General features: G+C 46.0%; 17 protein-coding genes and 1 riboswitch. Of the genes, 4 read left to right on the top strand and 13 right to left on the bottom strand.

Annotation, left to right across the window (positions count from 1 at the left end; translation table 11 throughout):
• Positions 1-39: 39 nt before the first annotated feature.
• The 4 genes from D2910_RS08915 to D2910_RS08900 form a co-directional block, all read right to left on the bottom strand.
• Positions 40-318, bottom strand: coding sequence for a toxin-antitoxin system YwqK family antitoxin (locus D2910_RS08915; protein ID WP_117313246.1), 279 nt, complete (start codon positions 316-318; stop codon positions 40-42).
• 106 nt (positions 319-424) lie between these two features.
• Complete coding sequence (locus D2910_RS08910; RefSeq protein ID WP_117313245.1) at positions 425-1,396, bottom strand: NAD(P)-dependent alcohol dehydrogenase; 972 nt, start codon at positions 1,394-1,396, stop codon at positions 425-427.
• 165 nt (positions 1,397-1,561) lie between these two features.
• Positions 1,562-1,993, bottom strand: coding sequence for a hypothetical protein (locus tag D2910_RS08905; protein WP_117313244.1), 432 nt, complete (start codon positions 1,991-1,993; stop codon positions 1,562-1,564).
• A 191-nt stretch (positions 1,994-2,184) separates the two neighbouring features.
• On the bottom strand, positions 2,185-2,961 hold the full coding sequence (locus tag D2910_RS08900) for an Ltp family lipoprotein (protein WP_117313243.1): 777 nt from the start codon (positions 2,959-2,961) through the stop codon (positions 2,185-2,187).
• A gap of 198 nt (positions 2,962-3,159) precedes the next feature.
• Positions 3,160-3,265, top strand: a riboswitch (SAM riboswitch).
• Positions 3,266-3,354: 89 nt separating this feature from the next.
• On the opposite strand from D2910_RS08900, the gene metC reads away from it, so the two are divergent.
• The gene (gene metC, locus D2910_RS08895; RefSeq protein ID WP_117313242.1) at positions 3,355-4,527 is read left to right on the top strand and encodes a cystathionine beta-lyase; all 1,173 of its coding nucleotides are present in this window, start codon (positions 3,355-3,357) and stop codon (positions 4,525-4,527) included.
• A 45-nt stretch (positions 4,528-4,572) separates the two neighbouring features.
• Positions 4,573-5,700, top strand: coding sequence for a 5-methyltetrahydropteroyltriglutamate--homocysteine S-methyltransferase (locus D2910_RS08890; RefSeq protein ID WP_117313241.1), 1,128 nt, complete (start codon positions 4,573-4,575; stop codon positions 5,698-5,700).
• A gap of 175 nt (positions 5,701-5,875) precedes the next feature.
• Here the strand turns inward: D2910_RS08890 and ystJ are convergent, their stop codons facing one another.
• The 3 genes from ystJ to D2910_RS08875 all read right to left on the bottom strand — a co-directional run bounded on the left by ystJ (position 5,876) and on the right by D2910_RS08875 (position 10,546).
• Positions 5,876-7,090, bottom strand: coding sequence for an NADP-dependent malic enzyme (gene ystJ, locus D2910_RS08885; protein ID WP_117313240.1), 1,215 nt, complete (start codon positions 7,088-7,090; stop codon positions 5,876-5,878).
• A gap of 201 nt (positions 7,091-7,291) precedes the next feature.
• The gene (locus tag D2910_RS08880; RefSeq protein ID WP_117313239.1) at positions 7,292-9,310 is read right to left on the bottom strand and encodes an alpha/beta fold hydrolase; all 2,019 of its coding nucleotides are present in this window, start codon (positions 9,308-9,310) and stop codon (positions 7,292-7,294) included.
• A gap of 435 nt (positions 9,311-9,745) precedes the next feature.
• Complete coding sequence (locus D2910_RS08875) at positions 9,746-10,546, bottom strand: hypothetical protein (protein ID WP_117313238.1); 801 nt, start codon at positions 10,544-10,546, stop codon at positions 9,746-9,748.
• Positions 10,547-10,736: 190 nt separating this feature from the next.
• Here D2910_RS08875 and D2910_RS08870 point away from each other — a divergent pair, with 190 nt between their 5' ends.
• Complete coding sequence (locus tag D2910_RS08870) at positions 10,737-11,249, top strand: site-2 protease family protein (RefSeq protein ID WP_117313237.1); 513 nt, start codon at positions 10,737-10,739, stop codon at positions 11,247-11,249.
• Between the two features lie 55 nt (positions 11,250-11,304).
• On the opposite strand, the gene D2910_RS08865 is transcribed toward D2910_RS08870, so the two are convergent.
• From D2910_RS08865 to yiaA, 4 genes are all read right to left on the bottom strand, one after another.
• On the bottom strand, positions 11,305-11,817 hold the full coding sequence (locus D2910_RS08865; protein WP_117313236.1) for a plastocyanin/azurin family copper-binding protein: 513 nt from the start codon (positions 11,815-11,817) through the stop codon (positions 11,305-11,307).
• 171 nt (positions 11,818-11,988) lie between these two features.
• Positions 11,989-12,954 carry a DMT family transporter gene (locus D2910_RS08860; RefSeq protein WP_117313235.1) on the bottom strand — a complete coding sequence of 322 codons (966 nt, stop codon included), beginning with the start codon at positions 12,952-12,954 and terminating at the stop codon, positions 11,989-11,991.
• A gap of 68 nt (positions 12,955-13,022) precedes the next feature.
• Positions 13,023-13,607, bottom strand: coding sequence for a hypothetical protein (locus tag D2910_RS08855; protein WP_117313234.1), 585 nt, complete (start codon positions 13,605-13,607; stop codon positions 13,023-13,025).
• Between the two features lie 90 nt (positions 13,608-13,697).
• Complete coding sequence (gene yiaA / locus D2910_RS08850; protein WP_084242828.1) at positions 13,698-14,156, bottom strand: inner membrane protein YiaA; 459 nt, start codon at positions 14,154-14,156, stop codon at positions 13,698-13,700.
• Positions 14,157-14,356: 200 nt separating this feature from the next.
• Between yiaA and D2910_RS08845 the strand changes: the two genes are divergently transcribed.
• Positions 14,357-14,554 carry a hypothetical protein gene (locus D2910_RS08845; RefSeq protein ID WP_117313233.1) on the top strand — a complete coding sequence of 66 codons (198 nt, stop codon included), beginning with the start codon at positions 14,357-14,359 and terminating at the stop codon, positions 14,552-14,554.
• A 107-nt stretch (positions 14,555-14,661) separates the two neighbouring features.
• Here D2910_RS08845 and D2910_RS08840 read toward each other — a convergent pair whose 3' ends face one another.
• Positions 14,662-14,949 (bottom strand): hypothetical protein, encoded by a 288-nt coding sequence (locus D2910_RS08840; protein WP_084242830.1) that lies wholly within the window; start codon positions 14,947-14,949, stop codon positions 14,662-14,664.
• Between the two features lie 115 nt (positions 14,950-15,064).
• Positions 15,065-16,279 carry a DUF1572 domain-containing protein gene (locus D2910_RS08835; RefSeq protein WP_117313232.1) on the bottom strand — a complete coding sequence of 405 codons (1,215 nt, stop codon included), beginning with the start codon at positions 16,277-16,279 and terminating at the stop codon, positions 15,065-15,067.
• Positions 16,280-16,570: the final 291 nt, after the last annotated feature.

The following is a 16,570-nucleotide window of genomic DNA, read 5'->3' as shown; positions in this document are numbered from 1 at the left end:
TAGAAAAACCGCCACCCCTCAAAAGGAATAGCGGCCGCCTCATTTATCGCGATTCGTCGTCTTGTAATGGTCGCCCTTACTGTCATAAGTGACCCACTCACCCACTGGCTCACCTTTTTCAAAATGCCCTGAGCGTTTCAGTGTCCCGTCCGTCCTGTACCATTCCCAATATCCTTCCGGCTGGTCATCAATGACTTTCCCTTTTGACCAAATCGTCTTTCCATTGGCATGGTATTTGATGGTCACACCATCAATGACTTCCAGCTTTTTTTCTTTCACATTCTTTGCCGGCTTCAAGTCGCTATTTCCGTCTTTCATAGTGTACCCTCCTGATTCAATTCATGGATTTATATTCTGCCATTTCCGCACATCGGTTCAACCGCTTCTTCTTATTATAGCTGACGTATTTACAGTGGCAGCTTTGTCATTGATTGCTGATTATAACATTCCCCTTTTTCACACCGCTTTCCACATAACGATGTGCATCGCTCAGCTCTTCCAAAGGAAATATTCGGTCAATGACCGGCCTGATCTTGCCGTCTGCAAGCAACCCGTCCAGATAACGTAAATCTTCGGCATTGTAACTGGCCGCTCCGGCTATGATTTTCCGGCTGCCTTTTTTAGTGTGGATGAGGCGTCTAAACATTTGGGAAATGTTCGGATTGCCCATCAGGTAAACGCCTTTCGGTTTTATTGCGTTGACCGTTTTTGAAAAAGGGCTCTTGCCCGCAACATCGAAAATCACGTCATAGGTTTCGCCCGTTACAGTAAAGTCTTCCTTGCGGTAATCAATCACTTTGTCTGCACCAATGGTTAACAGCATGTCCAATTTTTCTCCGCTGTCGACCGCCGTCACTTCTGCACCTGAATTCCTGGCCAGTTGAACCGCCAAGGTGCCGATGCTGCCGCCCGCTCCGATGATCAGCACTTTTTGACCTGCCCGGATTCTTGCTTTCCGCAGAAAAAATAAGGCGTTCATCCCGCCCGTCGGTATGGCTGCAGCTTCCTCAAAACTGACTCCATCCGCCATCCGGGTGAGTGCATAATCGGCGGGCAGACAGAGGTAATCGGCGTAGGCTCCAAGTTTCAATTCAGTTGAACCGAATACACGGTCACCTTCCACGAACAAGGTCTGCTCGCTTCCCGCAGATTCAACTTCACCCGCAAACTCCTGCCCCAGTACTTTCATCCTCGGTTTCCTTACGCCTAAATAAAGCCTCAGTGGAATCCACAACAGTACTGGAAATTTGAAGCTCCGCATTTCGCAATCCCCAGCAGTGACTGTGGAAGCATGGACTTTGATCAGGATTTCACCGGTTTTCGGCACCGGTTTATCAAGTTCCTGAAGCTCCAGCACTTCCGGGGGTCCATAACGGGTGCAGACCATGGCTCTCATTTTCCATCCTCCTTTTCGGTTCCGTGAAGAACCTGAGTTGCATATTGTTCAATCGAACAGATGAAAGAACTAACAACGAGTGTGATATTTCTTCCTTGTTATGTAAAACACAATTTTATTTTCGGCATAAAAGTATTGTTTATTAATTTTAAATAAACGACAAATCTATGCAATGTGCGCCCTTTTTAGTGATAGTAAAGTGGCAATAAATATAATTAAAGATACTGACGATATTGTGATATTTGTAAACAATAAATTTTCCGCAAATATTTCAATCCCATACCACTGAGGCAGCAAAAGTCCTACAAAAGGTATGGCCCAATTTGCAACGAAATACACGGTATTAATGTATACCGATAAGAGTGCAAAGAATAAAGTGAACAACCAGAAGACAGAGTAATATTTTAAAATTTTTCGCTCCTTATGCCTGGAAGCCAATGATAAAACGATAAGCCAAATTCCTATGTACAACACCGTAACGATTAAGTTCTTGATCGTTGCCGGGCTTCCTTTAAAGAACTCCGGCATATTCAGAACAATTCCAATGATAATTGTGAAAGCAGGTAAATAGATTAACACCTGAACTTTTCTTCTCACTTTTCACTCTCCTAACTTCTATATAAGAACTCGCTGCTACTAAATCAATAACTTTACCTTTAAGTATTCGCTGAAGGTTATGGAAAACCTTTTAGTTAGCGTAGTGAATAAAAAGAAAAACACCCGATGACTGAAGTCTCGGGTGTTGATAAGCAGAAATAATATATTGTGGTAAATCTTCATTTCTTATTTTATAATCCTGCAGCATCTACAGCAGCAGTGGCATCTGCATTGCTGAAGCCTTCATACAATAATTGATCAATCAAACCGGACCTTGAAAAAGCAGTATATTCAAGGTAGTCCCTGGCCATGATCACGGCTTGCGCGCTCCAGTCTGCATCGACTGCATCAACAGCGTATGTGGCATCTGCATTACTGAAACCTTCATACACCAGTTGCTCGATTAGCCCACTCCTTGAAAAAGCTGTGTACTCTAAATAATCTTCAGCCATTGCCACTGCTTGATTCTGTGAATTCGTGACTGCAGCAGCTGCTGCTTTTGCTTTAGCTTCTTCTTCAGCCTTAGCTTTTGCCGCTTCCTCGGCCTTCGCCTTTTCTTTCGCCTCGGCATCCGCCTTAGCTTTTGCCTCAGCATCGGCTTTTTCTTTAGCCGCAGCATCTTCTGCCGCTTTTTTAGCCTTTTCTTCATCTTCTTTTTTCTTCAATTCGGCTTCTTTCGCTTCACGTTCTTTCGCTTCCAGCAAAAAGAATGGTTCTGCTTCTTTCACTTTTGCTTCCAGTTCTTTGATTTTTGCCGCTGATTCTTCATTAGCTGCTTCCAGTGTTTTAACTTTCTCAGCCAATTCTGCATTGCTGACTTCAAGTTCTTCCTGAGCCTTTTGGCTGTCATTTGCTGAAGCATCCACATCAGACTGCGAAGGTCCAAAACTTGTTCCAATTATTAGCGCAATTACTGCCACCAATATGTATCTCCATCTTCGTTTAACAAAAGCTTTTATTTTATCCATCTGCTTTTCCTTCTTTCTCAGCTTATCTGCACTAATCATAATTTATTTAGGTCTAAATTCATATATGTTTTTAAAATAAACATGAAAAAATGCTTACATCCTTAAAGTGAAATAAAAAAGTTAAAATTGGCACTTGCATTTGTCTGAAAATTGTCTTATTGTTATCAACAATAACTGACTACCAACTTAATAATCTATTTCTTATCAAGAGAGACGGAGGGATTTGGCCCTGTGATGTCTCAGCAACCTGCCTGCGAAAGGCAAAGGTGCTAATTCCAATAGGTGCGAGCCTAGAAGATGAGAAGAACAGATCTCTTTCGAGGGGCTTTCTTCTTTATTGAAGAAAGCCCCTTTTCTATTGGAAAAGGAGTTCTGTCAAAGGAGGACTTTACAATGACCGACCGCTTAGAAACGAAATTCATCCATTCTGCCGGTGTCGATGCGCAGACCGGCGCCGTCAATGTCCCGATTTACCTGTCGTCGACGTTCCATCAGGAAAGCATCGACGAATTCGGCCCCTACGATTACAGCCGCTCCGGCAATCCGACGCGACGAGCGCTGGAGGAAACCATCGCGAAACTCGAGAACGGCACACGAGGATTCGCTTTCGCTTCCGGCATGGCCGCCATCTCGTCGGCGTTCATGCTGCTGGAATCCGGCGATCATGTATTGGTGTCAGAAGATGTGTATGGCGGCACGTACCGCTTCATTACGGAGGTGCTGGGTAAATTCGGAATCGATCATTCATTCGTCAATATGACGGACCTCGATGAAGTGGCGCGGGCTTTCCGGCCAAACACGAAAGTGATTTATATCGAGACCCCGTCCAATCCGGTGATGAACATCACCGATATCGAAATCGCCGCTAAACTCGCCAAAGCGAACGGTTGCCTGACATTTGTCGACAACACCTTCATGACGCCGCTGTACCAGAATCCGCTCGACCTCGGCGCGGATCTATTGCTGCACAGCGCGACGAAATTCCTTTCCGGACACAGCGATATCGTTGCTGGACTCGCCGTTACAAAAGACGCGGCACTCGGTGACCGTCTCGGCTTTATTCAAAATTCCTTCGGTTCGGTCTTAGGCGCACAGGATTCCTATTTATTGATCCAAGGAATCAAAACGCTCGGCGCACGGCTCAAGCAGTCGAGCGAATCCGCACAGAAAATCGCGAAATTCCTTCATCATCATCCGGTCGTTGAAGAAGTGTATTATCCGGGCTTCTCCTTCCATCCCGGCAATCCGATCCAACAGCGGCAGGCAAGCGGCTACGGGGCCGTCCTATCATTAAGGCTGCCAGATAAAAACGCAGCGCGCATCTTCAAGGACGCACTGCGGATTCCGGTTTTCGCCGTCAGCCTCGGCGCTGTCGAAACGATCCTGTCGTATCCCGCAACCATGTCGCACGCGGCGATGCCTGAGGACGAACGCAAGAAACGCGGCATCACCGACGGCCTGTTCCGCTTCTCCGTCGGCCTCGAGCACATAGATGACCTGCTCGAAGATCTGGAGCAGGCGTTGGAGAAAGTCCGTGTTAAAAGCAAGCTCAGCATTGCGAACTAATATTCACTCCAAATAAAAACTAAAAACAGAAAGCAGGAATTCCCCATGACAAACCCAATTACAGAAACAACGAAATCAGCAGTAAAAGCACCTTTCAAGGCAGATCACGTCGGCAGCCTGCTGCGTCCGGAAAGCATCCATCAGGCAAGAAAAGATTTCAAAGAAGGCGTTATCACTGCAGAGCAATTACGCGAAATCGAAACGACAGAAATCAAGCGCATCGTCGATAAGCAAATCGAAGTCGGCTTGAAAGCTGTGACAGACGGCGAATTCCGCCGCACGTTCTGGCATACCGATTTCATGGCTGGCATCAACGGCTTTGAAGGCTATACACCGGAACATGGCTATAAATTCAAACACGTTGAAACGGAAGCCTACGACGTCCGCAATATCGGCAAAGTCTCATTCAATGAAAACCATCCCTTCATCCAGGATTTTATTGAATTCAAAGAGATTGTCGGCGACCGCGCCATTCCGAAGCTGACGATTCCGAGCCCGAACCAATTCTTCAACCAGGGCATCCGCGACGAAAGCATTTATCCAGACATCGAAGACTACGCGAAAGACGTCATCCAGGCTTACCGCGACGCTTTTAAAACTTTCTATGATTTAGGCGCACGCTATATCCAGATTGACGACGTCTATATCGCCGGGCTGTCAGCGCCGGGCATCCCGTTCAACGACGGCAAGTATAATAGAGAGTTCCTAATCGATCTGGCGCTGCGCGTCGCAAACTGCGTGCTTGAAGACAAACCGGAAGATCTTGCGGTAACCACTCACCTGTGCCGCGGCAACTACCAGTCCGACTGGGCATTCGAAGGCAGCTACGCGCTAATTGCGCCAACCCTATTCGCCAAAGAAAAAGTCGACGGCTTCTTCCTCGAATACGACGACGACCGCTCCGGCAGCTTCCAGCCGCTCGAGCACATTCCAGCTGGCGGCCCGCGCGTTGTTTTAGGCGTCTTCACTTCGAAGAATGGTGAGCTTGAAGATAAAGATGCCATTAAGGCGCGCGTTGCGGAAGCCGCTCAGTATGTGCCATTAGAGCAGCTCTGTATCAGCCCGCAATGCGGCTTTGCGTCAACGCATCATGGCAATAAACTCACGGAAGAGCAGCAATGGGAGAAGTTGCGTTATATTGTGGAAGTTTCTGAAGAGATATTTGGGGAGTGAAATAATAAGGAAGGCAAGCGCTGGGTGCGCTTGCCTTCTTTTTATGTGTCTGGCGTTTTATCAGCGATTTTCATGAGTTTATCAGCGATTCTTCACCGTTTATCGGCGATTTTTTCGTGTTTATCAGCGATTTTTCACGGTTTATCAGCGATTCTCCTAAATCCACTCACATACTCTACTTCTCAGAAAAAACTTCCACCTTCTCAACCACAGGCTTCCTCGCCACCCCAGTTTCAACTGCCGCCCGCGCAACAGCGGCGGCTACGGCCGGCGCGACACGCGAATCGAACGGTGCAGGTATTACATAGTCATCGTGAAGTTCATCTTCACTCAATAATCCTGCAATCGCCCCAACAGCTGCAATCTTCATGGTTTCATTGATATCACTCGCCCGCACGTCAAGCGCCCCGCGGAAAATCCCTGGAAAAGCGAGCACATTATTGACTTGATTGGGGAAATCGGAACGGCCGGTACCGACAACGCGCGCGCCAGCTTCTTTAGCCAGATGCGGCAGAATCTCAGGATTCGGATTGGCCATCGCGAAAATGATCGGCTCGTCATTCATTGACCGGATCATGTCCTGCGACAGCGCCCCTTCAGCCGATACACCGATAAAGACATCTGCTCCCTGGATCACATCTGCCAGCTGGCCATCCTCTTTATTGAAATTGGTGATCTCCGCAACCAGCGCCTTATACGGATTCATGCCGTTCGGGCGACCTTCGTAAATCGCGCCTTTAGTATCACACATGATGATATCCGAAAAACCGTAGCCACTCAGCAGCTTCACGACCGCGATTCCGGCGGCACCTGCCCCGTTGACGACCACTTTCGTTTCCTCCACGGAACGGCCCGTTAATTTCAGCGCATTGATCAAACCGGCCAGCGTGACAATCGCCGTACCGTGCTGATCGTCGTGGAACACCGGAATGTCCATTTCCTGACGCAGCCGTTCTTCGACAATAAAACACTCGGGAGCTTTGATGTCTTCCAGGTTCACGCCGCCAAATCCAGGCTCCAGCAACTTCACCGTCCGAATAATCTCTTCCGGATCCTCCGTCTTCAAAGCGATGGGAAACGCATCCACACCGGCAAAACTTTTCAAAAGCGCAGCTTTCCCCTCCATGACCGGCATCGAAGCATCCGGTCCGATATTGCCAAGGCCAAGCACCGCCGTGCCATTCGTCAGCACAGCGACCGTATTGCCTTTCATCGTGTAATCGTAAGCTGTCGCTTTATCCCGTTCAATCTCCTTACACGGTTCCGCGACGCCGGGAGAGTAAGCCAAACTCAAATCATACTCGTTCCGCAAAGCGACTTTTGAAACAATCTCCAGTTTCCCTTGATGGTCCCGGTGCATTTGCAGCGCTTCCTGCTTCAGTTTCGTCATCGCTTCCACTCCCTCTTCCATAATTGTTCATTATAAAGAAATAAGGAAGGATTAGAAGTGTTTTAACTTAAATTAAAGAATATTCAGACTTTTGTATGAGAAGAATTGAATCGAATACCAGGATGTCGACTTCTTTCTCTTTATTCAAAATAAAAAAGGCTCAGGATTAAGTTCATCCTGAGCCCTCTTCTCGTTATACGATTAGAGGATCGTATAAAGAACCGTATTTGCTAAAGTAATTAACGTTATTAGAATCGTATTCAGGAATGCCCCTACATAGACATTTCCAGTTTTTCTGAAAAAGTAACGATTGTAAACTGCTGCTACCAAAAGGATCGGCACAAGCCCGATTACAATAATCGATGATAATGACTCTGCAGGATAGCCGCCTGTCCCTGTAATGAACAATAAGCCATAATGATAGATCAGATACAGGATCAGTCCACCGATAAAGTGGAGAATGGATATGCCGTAACCTTTCCAACCATCATAAAAACTGCTGGCTGTATTGACATTGACTGAGATACCCACGATGAAAAAGTAGATGAAGAATAATGGTGCATAGCGTAAAAGTGCCCATACATGCTGTTCTTCAAATGTTTTTACTGCTACTGTCCATAGACGGAAATCGACTTGGAAAATTGCATCCACTAAATAGAGGACCGCATAGCCGATAACGACAGCAAGGACAGCGGTAACAAAAGCCGAGATGATCGTTTTGATGTTAGCACGCAATCCATAATTTGCAAAACGTGCTCCTTCCGCTTTTTTCGAAACAAAGTGATAACCAACCAAAATTATCAACGTCACGATCGCAACATTGATCGCCCAGAAGAGAATTGGATTGACAGTAGCTCCGCCAAACCATTCTGTAGTCGCAAAGAATCGCTCCTGCTGACGGAGGAAAATATATTGTACGATACTTAGGCCAAGAATTAGCCCTGAGCCCATTTTTACTGACTTGGCAGAATTTTTTACAAAGCTGAACAATAAAATCAGGGCAGATAATGCAATGGTGATCATGCTGATCTGACGCAGCAAGGTCATCCCTGTTTCATTGGCGCTGTATAATGCCGTAAAGAATAGAGCCGGATAAAGAGCTCCCACAATAAGCAGTATATAACCAGCGAGTTTCGCACCATTTGATTTCGGTGCAGAAAGCGCTGCCGGACGCTCTGTGTAAACCCAATTGAAGAATGGCAGTTTCGTCAATAAGCTGATAACCGGAATGAACAGGAGGAAGAAGCCTATTAAAGCCACAAATGAAAACCATTCTTTCCACATCCACGTTTGTCCATCTTCTCCGATTGCCACTAAATTACCGTAATCCGAAAAAGCTGTATCATAGAAATCGATTGCATATTCAGTAGATTGCTGTGAAAAATGATTCCATGGATGTGTTTCGTTAGGCTGGTAAATAATTCGTTGGCCGCCATCCACTTCATAGAATTCACCAGCTTGCGCTGATTCAAGTCCGCCTAAAAACCCAAGGCCTTCAGCAGTGCTGACGTAGTCTTTCTTGACGACAGACTGGCCTGCCGCAGCTGCTTCTGCATTAAAGAAAAATTCATCATAAACACCTGCAATTTTTCCTGATGGACGCGGACCGTAAGAAGCATTGATTTGTTCGTCCGTGTAACCAAGTGTTTTCACCCACTGATAATCAGAACCCATCGTCAAGGAACTTTGAATTTTGCGGATACCTGATTCCTGGAAATCAACTTCATCCAACATCACTGCGTGCGTTGAAGAGAAGCCTCCCATAGAGTGTCCGGAAACAGCAATAATCCCATTTCCTTCATCATCTTTCAAAACATAATCCTGTTCATACATGTACTGTACCGCATCGTACATAGCTTGCGGCCAGAAAGAGAAGAACGGAATCGGCTTCTCCATCGTTCCGGTAGAATGTCCATGATCATACATATCCAAAGCCAGGACTACATAACCCCGCTTGGACATTTCGATGGCTTGAGCATCCTGCATTTCACCCGAGTTCAAATAACCGTGCGTGGCGATGATTGTCGGTCTTGCCTCTTCGTCTGCCCCTTCTGGTTTATAAAGCAAACCCGACAGCTCTCCCCGCTCAGTGTCAAAATAAATACGGGACACATCTACATCCCCGCCGGCGCTGTTAAAGCTGGCAGCAACTGCACTGCCGATACCAATAAGCAATAATGCAACTATCAATAAAATCAATGGCCTTTTCAAATTCTTCATGATTATCCTCCTTGTTATGTAAATCTCTTTATTTATTGACTCCTTACGATTTCCGGATTTGTTCCCCCTTTTTTATGTATGCCCTTAGCTCAAAAACATAAAAAGACACATCAAATACCTTTGGGGCATGCCCAAAGTACTTAATGTGTCTCCAAATCTCCTCACGAGCTATTAACATATGCCCAGTATAATTTTATATGAAAGCGTTGTCAATTTAATTTCGCTAAATTTACTAATTATTTTTACTTCTTATCCAGCAGCTCTAAACTTGTCTGCCTTCATAGATTGAGATATTTCTAACGAAGGAGGCTAGATTGTCGTAATTGGCAAATAAAAAACGCAACACCTGAAGAATTTACTCTTCAGCCATTACGACTTTATTTTAATCACTGCAGTTCTTCTTTCTCTGAAATCTTGCCCAACTATCGTTCTCTTCTAATTCTTAACCCGCATCATGAACAAATAGCCGATCACCGCAAGCAGACAAGCTTTTTCTTCTTCCGGGATTTCATCGGTCAGCTTCACAATATGATTATGCGAATCCTGAAACAAATCTGTGTACTCGTGCGGGAATATTCCATTGTAGAAATAAGCCCATTGCCGCTCTTTCTCATCGTTCCAGCTGAAATTGCCGGAGAAACCTGACGCTTTTATTGGCAAAATCAACTCGCCCTGCGCATTGAACATTTCGCCTCGGATATGAATAAGTGCTTTCAATTCTTCCTGTATGTATGTGCCGATTTTCCGCTGCTGTGCATCGAAAATTGTCAGCTCGACTTGCTTCAGCCATCCTTTTTTCTGGAACGTAACCAATCTTTCGCCGTTATGCGCAAAGAAACAGTAGGTCATTGGCAGCAATGTGAGGAAGACGGAATGTGCGGAAAGCAGTGTACGCATCCACCAACTGAGGTCCACGGGTTTCACTTCGCCAATAAACTCTCCGCTTTTCTCGAACAGGAACAGCCTCGGAAGGAGTGCTACATCTTTTTTGACGACTATTTCATTTAGCTCCAAAAGCTGCTTCTGCGATTCCGGAATTTCGATATCTTTCACTTTGTTATACTGCTGGCGGCTGATGAACATGATCGAGAGAACGAAACCGATTGGAAACAGGAAGAACAGCAGCTCCCACCGTTCCCGCTCCGTCGCTGGTGGCTGAATGGCCACAAACCCAGCAGCAGCGGCCAAAGTGAACAGCAGAAACAGCCAACTGAATTTTTCCCTTCTTTTATACATTTCAGCTAACAGGGGGCATCTTCCTTTCTTCCAAACAAAAATCCTCTTTCTTCAAGGGTACCATTGATTTCATGATACTGCTGTCAAATCTGGATAAAAATTACTTTAGCGAAATGAAACTTCTCTATGCCTTACTCCGTATTAAAGAAAAGGAATTTTTACACATCGGGAGATGGAAGGGTGCATTTATATGTTTCTTTTAGAAGTGGTTACAGTGCTGTTCGTTATGAATGCAGTACTCTTCATTCATGAAATTGGCCATGCAGTACCAGTGCTTATGCGCAATAAGAAAGCGAGAGTAGAAATTTATCTTGGGCCCAGAAATAAAGAACAGAAACTGGAGCTTCGTCTTGGGAGGCTGACATGTTATCTGACCATAGCCTTTTCAGGACTGTGTCGTGTAGCGAATTCGGATGAATTGCCGTCCGCGACTTCTAAACAAAATCTCTTATTTAGTGCAGGCGGGCCCATCGCTTCGTTAATTGTCTTTATTTTATTCTTGTATCTCTCTTCTATCATTCCAGGTATTCCAGGGAACATTTTTAACAGCGCAGCATTCATGAGTTTATCAGTATTTTTATTTACCGCTATTCCCATAACCTACCCTTCATTCTTCAAAAACCTAGGTGGACACAAGTCTGATGGTTGGTATATTTTAAAGAATATCAAAGAAATAAAAAATCAGGCGAAAACAATTGCATAAAAAGCAAAAAGGACTTCCGCAATTTCCGGAAGTCCTTTTGCCATTCTGCAATCACTTATTCGAAAGCGACATTATGTTGTGCTAAATCCTGATTTGTCCACGTGATCGTTGTACCAGGTGCTACGGTAATTGTCTCTTCACTAAATTCATAATCAGCGATGTCCAATGCCACTTCCCCTGAATTTTCTGCTCCTTCTTCAACTATGACAGTCATTTTCATAACAGGATGTGGTTCACAAAAAATTGAAAACTCACCTGTCTGATTGAAAACGAAACTGGTGCTGTCCCCTTCCGACAGGAGTTCAGAGGCTTCTCCGCTCATGGCTTCAGGAGCATCTGTTGCTGCAGGTGCCTCTTCTTCAGCTTTCTTTTCTTCAGCTTCCTCAGTTTCTTCAACGGCATCTGTTGCTTCCTCACTCGCTGCTTCTTCTGTACTCTCTTCCTGCTCTGCAACCGGCGTCTCTTCAGCCATATCATTTTGCTCTTCGCTTGCCTGATTGCCATCATTTCCGCAAGCTGACAAAATCAAAGCGCCACCTGCTAACAGTAATCCCAATTTTTTATTCATGATTAGTATGCCTCCTTTTCGTTCTTTTCATCTAAACGTTGAAAGAAGAAATTTAGATCATATTCCATGAATATCCGTAAAATTACTGACACTTATCAAACAATATTTTTGACTGAAAATAAAAAAGGCAAGCCCAAAGGATGAACTGACCAGACAATTTCGCCTGATCACCTACACGACCTGCTTAATATACCTTTCCGCCTTCACACCCGAAACATAGCTGTGCAAAATCATTCCCAGAATTACAATGACGATGCCGAGCCACGACATCGGTGACGGGAACAAGATGGACAGAAACAGCAGCTCACCCGCTAAGGCGAACAGAACTTCCATCGACTGCGTGGCTTCGACGGCTGCGAGTTTCGGCATGCTGCCCCTTACCATATCGGTCGCCATGAAGAATAGGACCGTGGCGATGACGCCAGAGAAAATGGCCACCAATAGCGATTGGAAAGCCTGGCTGCCGCTTGGCATGCCGACGGTGAAAATGCCGAATGCTGATAGCAGGAACCAGAGAGGCAGACTGGCGATCGTCATGCCGAGCACCCGTTGGTACGCGTCCAGCCGGCCTTCGCACACTTCCATCATTTTTCGGTTTCCGAGCGGATAGGCGAATGACGCGATGAGAATCGGAACGATTCCGTACAGGACGTTTTCCAATGACAATTGCTTGGCGTGCTCCATTTGCATGAGCGCAACGCCGAGCAGGATGATGAGCGACATGAGCAGCCCTTTGACCGGAATCTTCCCTCTTACTTTCCGTGTGCCGCCCGGTGTATGTATGGTTGTGAAAAATAATGGCGCGAGCAAGGTGCCTGAAACAATCGTGATCTGCCACGTTCCCGCAATCAGCCAGCCTGGTGAATAGGCCGCGGCAAAACAGAGAGGCGCATAGAACAAGCCGAATCCGACAAAGCTCCACAGCAGCCATTTTCCTGGCTGTTTTTTCATTTCACTGAAGACCGGCCGCAAATTTTTCCGCATGAGCACGATGGCGACCAAAAACGGCACCATGAAAAAATAGCGGAGCGACGCACTCCAGATCCAACTGCCTCCGGTGGCTTCCATCGACGCATTCAGGACAAATGTAAATGCGAAAAAGAAAGCTGAAAAGACTCCGATGATGATTGGCCGCAAGTGACTCCCTCCCGTTCCCATCTGTAAATCGCCAAGATGTTCTTTCTATAGTAATAGAACTTCCGATTTTATTCCATAACCGAATTTCCACTGATTTTAAAGTCGAATCCAGCACGCGTAAAAGTGTAGCTGGCGCTTTTGCCTTCGCCGCCGATCACCAAATCATAGGCATAGTATCTGCGCTTGAATTCCAGGATTTCCAAGTCTGCGACTCCGTCGGGACGCGAATTGACGCCATATAAACCCATCGCGTAGGCAGACTCTTTCACAGCAATTTCTTCCGCTTTTGCACGCAATTCGCTCTCGTCAAGATCCAACTCGGCCAACTCAAACAACTGCTCGACTTTCTCAAGACCCGCCGCTTTCAAATACTGCTCCGAATAAAAATGGGAAGCAAACATTTGGTAAGCGAAAAACAATGACATCAACAGGATTGCTGCGGATTGGATCGGAAATTCATACCGGCTTTCTGAAATGATGCGATCCAGTTTGAGCGCTGCCCAGATTGCACCGATAATTGCCACGATGAAAACAAAGGAGCCGGTAATGGAATGCAAAAATAGAAAGCTGACCAAATAACTGTACTTCATGAACAGGTAAAATATTGTACCGGCTCCCATCAGGATAAAAGCCGTCCTAATCGAATTCCTCAAAAAATCCTGCCTCCTTCCAGATAGAACAAAACGCCCGGCACGGACCGGACGCTTCTTCTGCTGTTATCGGATTTCAGCCGAAAGATCAGCTTAATCTTCCATGCTATTCGCTTCTTCGGTATCCCTTACGTTCTTCTGCACAGTTACCACAGCGAACAAACTCAGCACAAACGAAATGCCGTAAAAGCCTTTTTCACTCAAATCGATGCTGCCTGCGTTGAACAAGCCGATCGCCATGAGCGCAATCGCCGAAATCAGCGCGAACCAGCTGATGCCGTAGTAGAGGTTCGTGACTTTCATTCCTTCGTCGCGGTCCCGGACAGCTTTTTGCAGCGATACCGCCGAGTAGAGCCCGAGAATCAGCAACACGATGTAATAGCCTTTTTCGTTCAATTCCATGCCTGCATTATACAAACCGATCAAATATGACGAAACGCCGATCAGCAATGCTCCCCAGGCTGCCCCTTTGAACGCACCCGTCGGTTCACCCAGCCTGCGCTTCTCCGCCGGTTTCTTTACGAACACATCTTCTTCTCTTTCCCCCAACATACATCCAGCCCCTGTCTTTTCATAATGCATATCTTTATTCTAATAAAATTCATTATTACGATTATTCTACCATATGGATATGCCTTTAGAACGGCTGCGGAAAGGAAAATTTTTGCAAGCGGGAATACGGCGATTTCTGAACGTTTACCCTCACACTTACCGGGAATATGAATAAAAAACACCAGAAAGGAGCGATTCAGATGAGCGATCATAAATCATCCGAACACAATAAAAACGTCGATAAAATGAAGGAACTCCTGGACGAAAAGAATCAGGAAACTTCACAAAAACAGGATTTCGATCAGCAGGAGCAAAAGAATCAGTCGCTTAAAGATCGGGCACAGATTCCAGATGAAAACAATAAATTGACCAATGCAGATAATAACCGGAACCCTTAATTTCTAATCTAAAACAGCCAGCAGATCCCATTGTGGTTTGCTGGCTGTTTTTATTGGCATGGAAATCTAAAAAACCGCATCCGCCTTTTTGGCGGATGCGGTTCGGATCAGTTATTCCAGTTTTCATTAGCTTCGAGTTCACGGTGGGTCTGCGGATAGCCGATTGAAACCCATTCCGCGCGGTAGGCTGAATCCAATTCGCTGAGGCCTCTTTCGGCCGGATCAACATCGGCATTTGCACTTTCTCTCAAGTCTGCATCGTCGCTGTTGCGCAGGTCATGATCTTCATATACCCAATACGTATTTTGACGTTTATTGTAAGTTTTAACTAGCATGAACAGGCTGGCTGCAGTTGCGCCGGCATAAATGATCAATTCCAATGTATCTTTTCTCATAAAATCTCCTCCTAAGCGGCAAATGGTGTTTCGGTGTTATCATGTGTTTTCCCGTTTGGCGAAAATTTAATCTTGTCAAATGGATGACAAGTGTTTCAAATAAACCAATATGAAGTTATTTCGGCACATACGCATAGACTTTTTCATCCTCCGCCAGCTCCACCAGCATCTCGAATGGAACTTCTTGCTCTTTGGATTTTTGCTGGCTGATCCGCAGCGGAGCCACTTCTTTCAGGCTCTCCAGATTCCGGTATTTCAGCGCTTTTACACCGAAATTCAATTTCACTTTATAATTTTCTTCGATCTTCCCGACTTTATTTTCAATGATGCTGACAATGTGATTATTTTCGGCAATCACATCATTCAGCGTATCGGACTTCACGGTCGTGTCCTCGTAATTGCGCACGGTGGCCAGGTACGGCGAATAGCATTCTTCGATGAATTTGATGTTCAGCAGCACCAGCTCCTGCTTGCTGTTGAAGGCGTCGATCAGCTTACGGTAATCTTTGATAACCGCGGCTTCGCCCCATTTGCGGATCGTTTCATGCTCCTTTAAACGGTCGATGCTGTCGCCGATGCCTTTCAAATCTTTGTTCAATACCTTCAAATCCTGCAGCGCATCCGTGTAGAAATCCTCAATCTTCTGATCCTCCACTCCGCCCAGCATGATGCCGTTGGTCCGGAAGCGTCCGATGATTTCGCTGAAATAAATAAAACGGGATTCGGTCCTGCCAAAAAAATCGTTGTCGCGGTGCTGGATGAGCGTATCCAATTTCTCTCCCATATTCTTCAGCGAACTTTGGATCTCCATCAATTGCTGCTGGCCGACCACCGCCGTCAGCAGATTCGCGCTCGCCTGCACGACGAGCACCGGATTGGCGTGCTTCACCAGCGTCGCCTGCTTGTAGATGCCTGCCGCGCCTTCTTTCTTGACTGCCGGCAGAAAACCTTTGCCGTCTGCTTTTTGAATCAGCGTCATGCTTTTGTCCTTCAAGCCCTTCACCACTTCCGGGCTGAATTCCACTTTATACGTCTGGCGGTCACGCACAATTGCCGCACCAGCCGACAGCGTCTTCAGGATATCGGCTTTCAGGATGCTCGGAATCTCGATTTTCCGGTATCCGCTTTTAACGTCCTCACCGTTTTCCACTTCCGATACGTGCGGCATGTATTCGGCGTACGGGTCCGGCTCGTCGTCGACAACAGGTTCCGCTTCAGGCTGCTGTTCCTCAACCGGATCCGCAGACTTCCGGCTATTGAAATAAACCAGCAGCCCAACTCCCGCAATCGATAGGATCGCTGCTATTAACAGAATGATTTCCAGAGTCATATTCTCATCTCTTTCTTATGATTGTTTAATTAACCATACCCGATTTTATTGATTGAAAGCGGAAAGGAGAAGAGCCCGACTTGGCGGATGCGCCAGGTCGGGCTCTTGCATTTTGTGATGTGGGGTTTTATCGTCGATTTTTGAGGGTTTATCGGCGATTTTCGAGTGTTTATCGTCGATTTTTTGGGGTTTATCGGCGATTTTTTGGGGTTTATCGGCGATTTTTTGGGTTTTATCGTCGATTCTCGTTTTATCAGCGATTTTTGAGGGTTTATCAGCGATTTTCGAGGG

This window comes from Planomicrobium okeanokoites (assembly GCF_003428875.1).
GTDB classification, from domain to species: domain Bacteria; phylum Bacillota; class Bacilli; order Bacillales_A; family Planococcaceae; genus Planococcus; species Planococcus okeanokoites.
This window is presented reverse-complemented; position numbering and strand designations above follow the sequence as displayed.

Coding starts and splice junctions, on each gene's coding strand:
- yiaA (WP_084242828.1), bottom strand. CDS start 14,156: ATGTTGGGGGAAAGAGAAGAAGATGTGTTCGTAAAGAAACCGGCGGAG.
- D2910_RS08840 (WP_084242830.1), bottom strand. CDS start 14,949: ATGAGAAAAGATACATTGGAATTGATCATTTATGCCGGCGCAACTGCA.
- D2910_RS08870 (WP_117313237.1), top strand. CDS start 10,737: ATGTTTCTTTTAGAAGTGGTTACAGTGCTGTTCGTTATGAATGCAGTA.
- D2910_RS08890 (WP_117313241.1), top strand. CDS start 4,573: ATGACAAACCCAATTACAGAAACAACGAAATCAGCAGTAAAAGCACCT.
- D2910_RS08880 (WP_117313239.1), bottom strand. CDS start 9,310: ATGAAGAATTTGAAAAGGCCATTGATTTTATTGATAGTTGCATTATTG.
- D2910_RS08910 (WP_117313245.1), bottom strand. CDS start 1,396: ATGAGAGCCATGGTCTGCACCCGTTATGGACCCCCGGAAGTGCTGGAG.
- D2910_RS08900 (WP_117313243.1), bottom strand. CDS start 2,961: ATGGATAAAATAAAAGCTTTTGTTAAACGAAGATGGAGATACATATTG.
- D2910_RS08835 (WP_117313232.1), bottom strand. CDS start 16,279: ATGACTCTGGAAATCATTCTGTTAATAGCAGCGATCCTATCGATTGCG.
- metC (WP_117313242.1), top strand. CDS start 3,355: ATGACCGACCGCTTAGAAACGAAATTCATCCATTCTGCCGGTGTCGAT.
- ystJ (WP_117313240.1), bottom strand. CDS start 7,090: ATGACGAAACTGAAGCAGGAAGCGCTGCAAATGCACCGGGACCATCAA.
- D2910_RS08915 (WP_117313246.1), bottom strand. CDS start 318: ATGAAAGACGGAAATAGCGACTTGAAGCCGGCAAAGAATGTGAAAGAA.
- D2910_RS08875 (WP_117313238.1), bottom strand. CDS start 10,546: ATGTATAAAAGAAGGGAAAAATTCAGTTGGCTGTTTCTGCTGTTCACT.
- D2910_RS08865 (WP_117313236.1), bottom strand. CDS start 11,817: ATGAATAAAAAATTGGGATTACTGTTAGCAGGTGGCGCTTTGATTTTG.
- D2910_RS08845 (WP_117313233.1), top strand. CDS start 14,357: ATGAGCGATCATAAATCATCCGAACACAATAAAAACGTCGATAAAATG.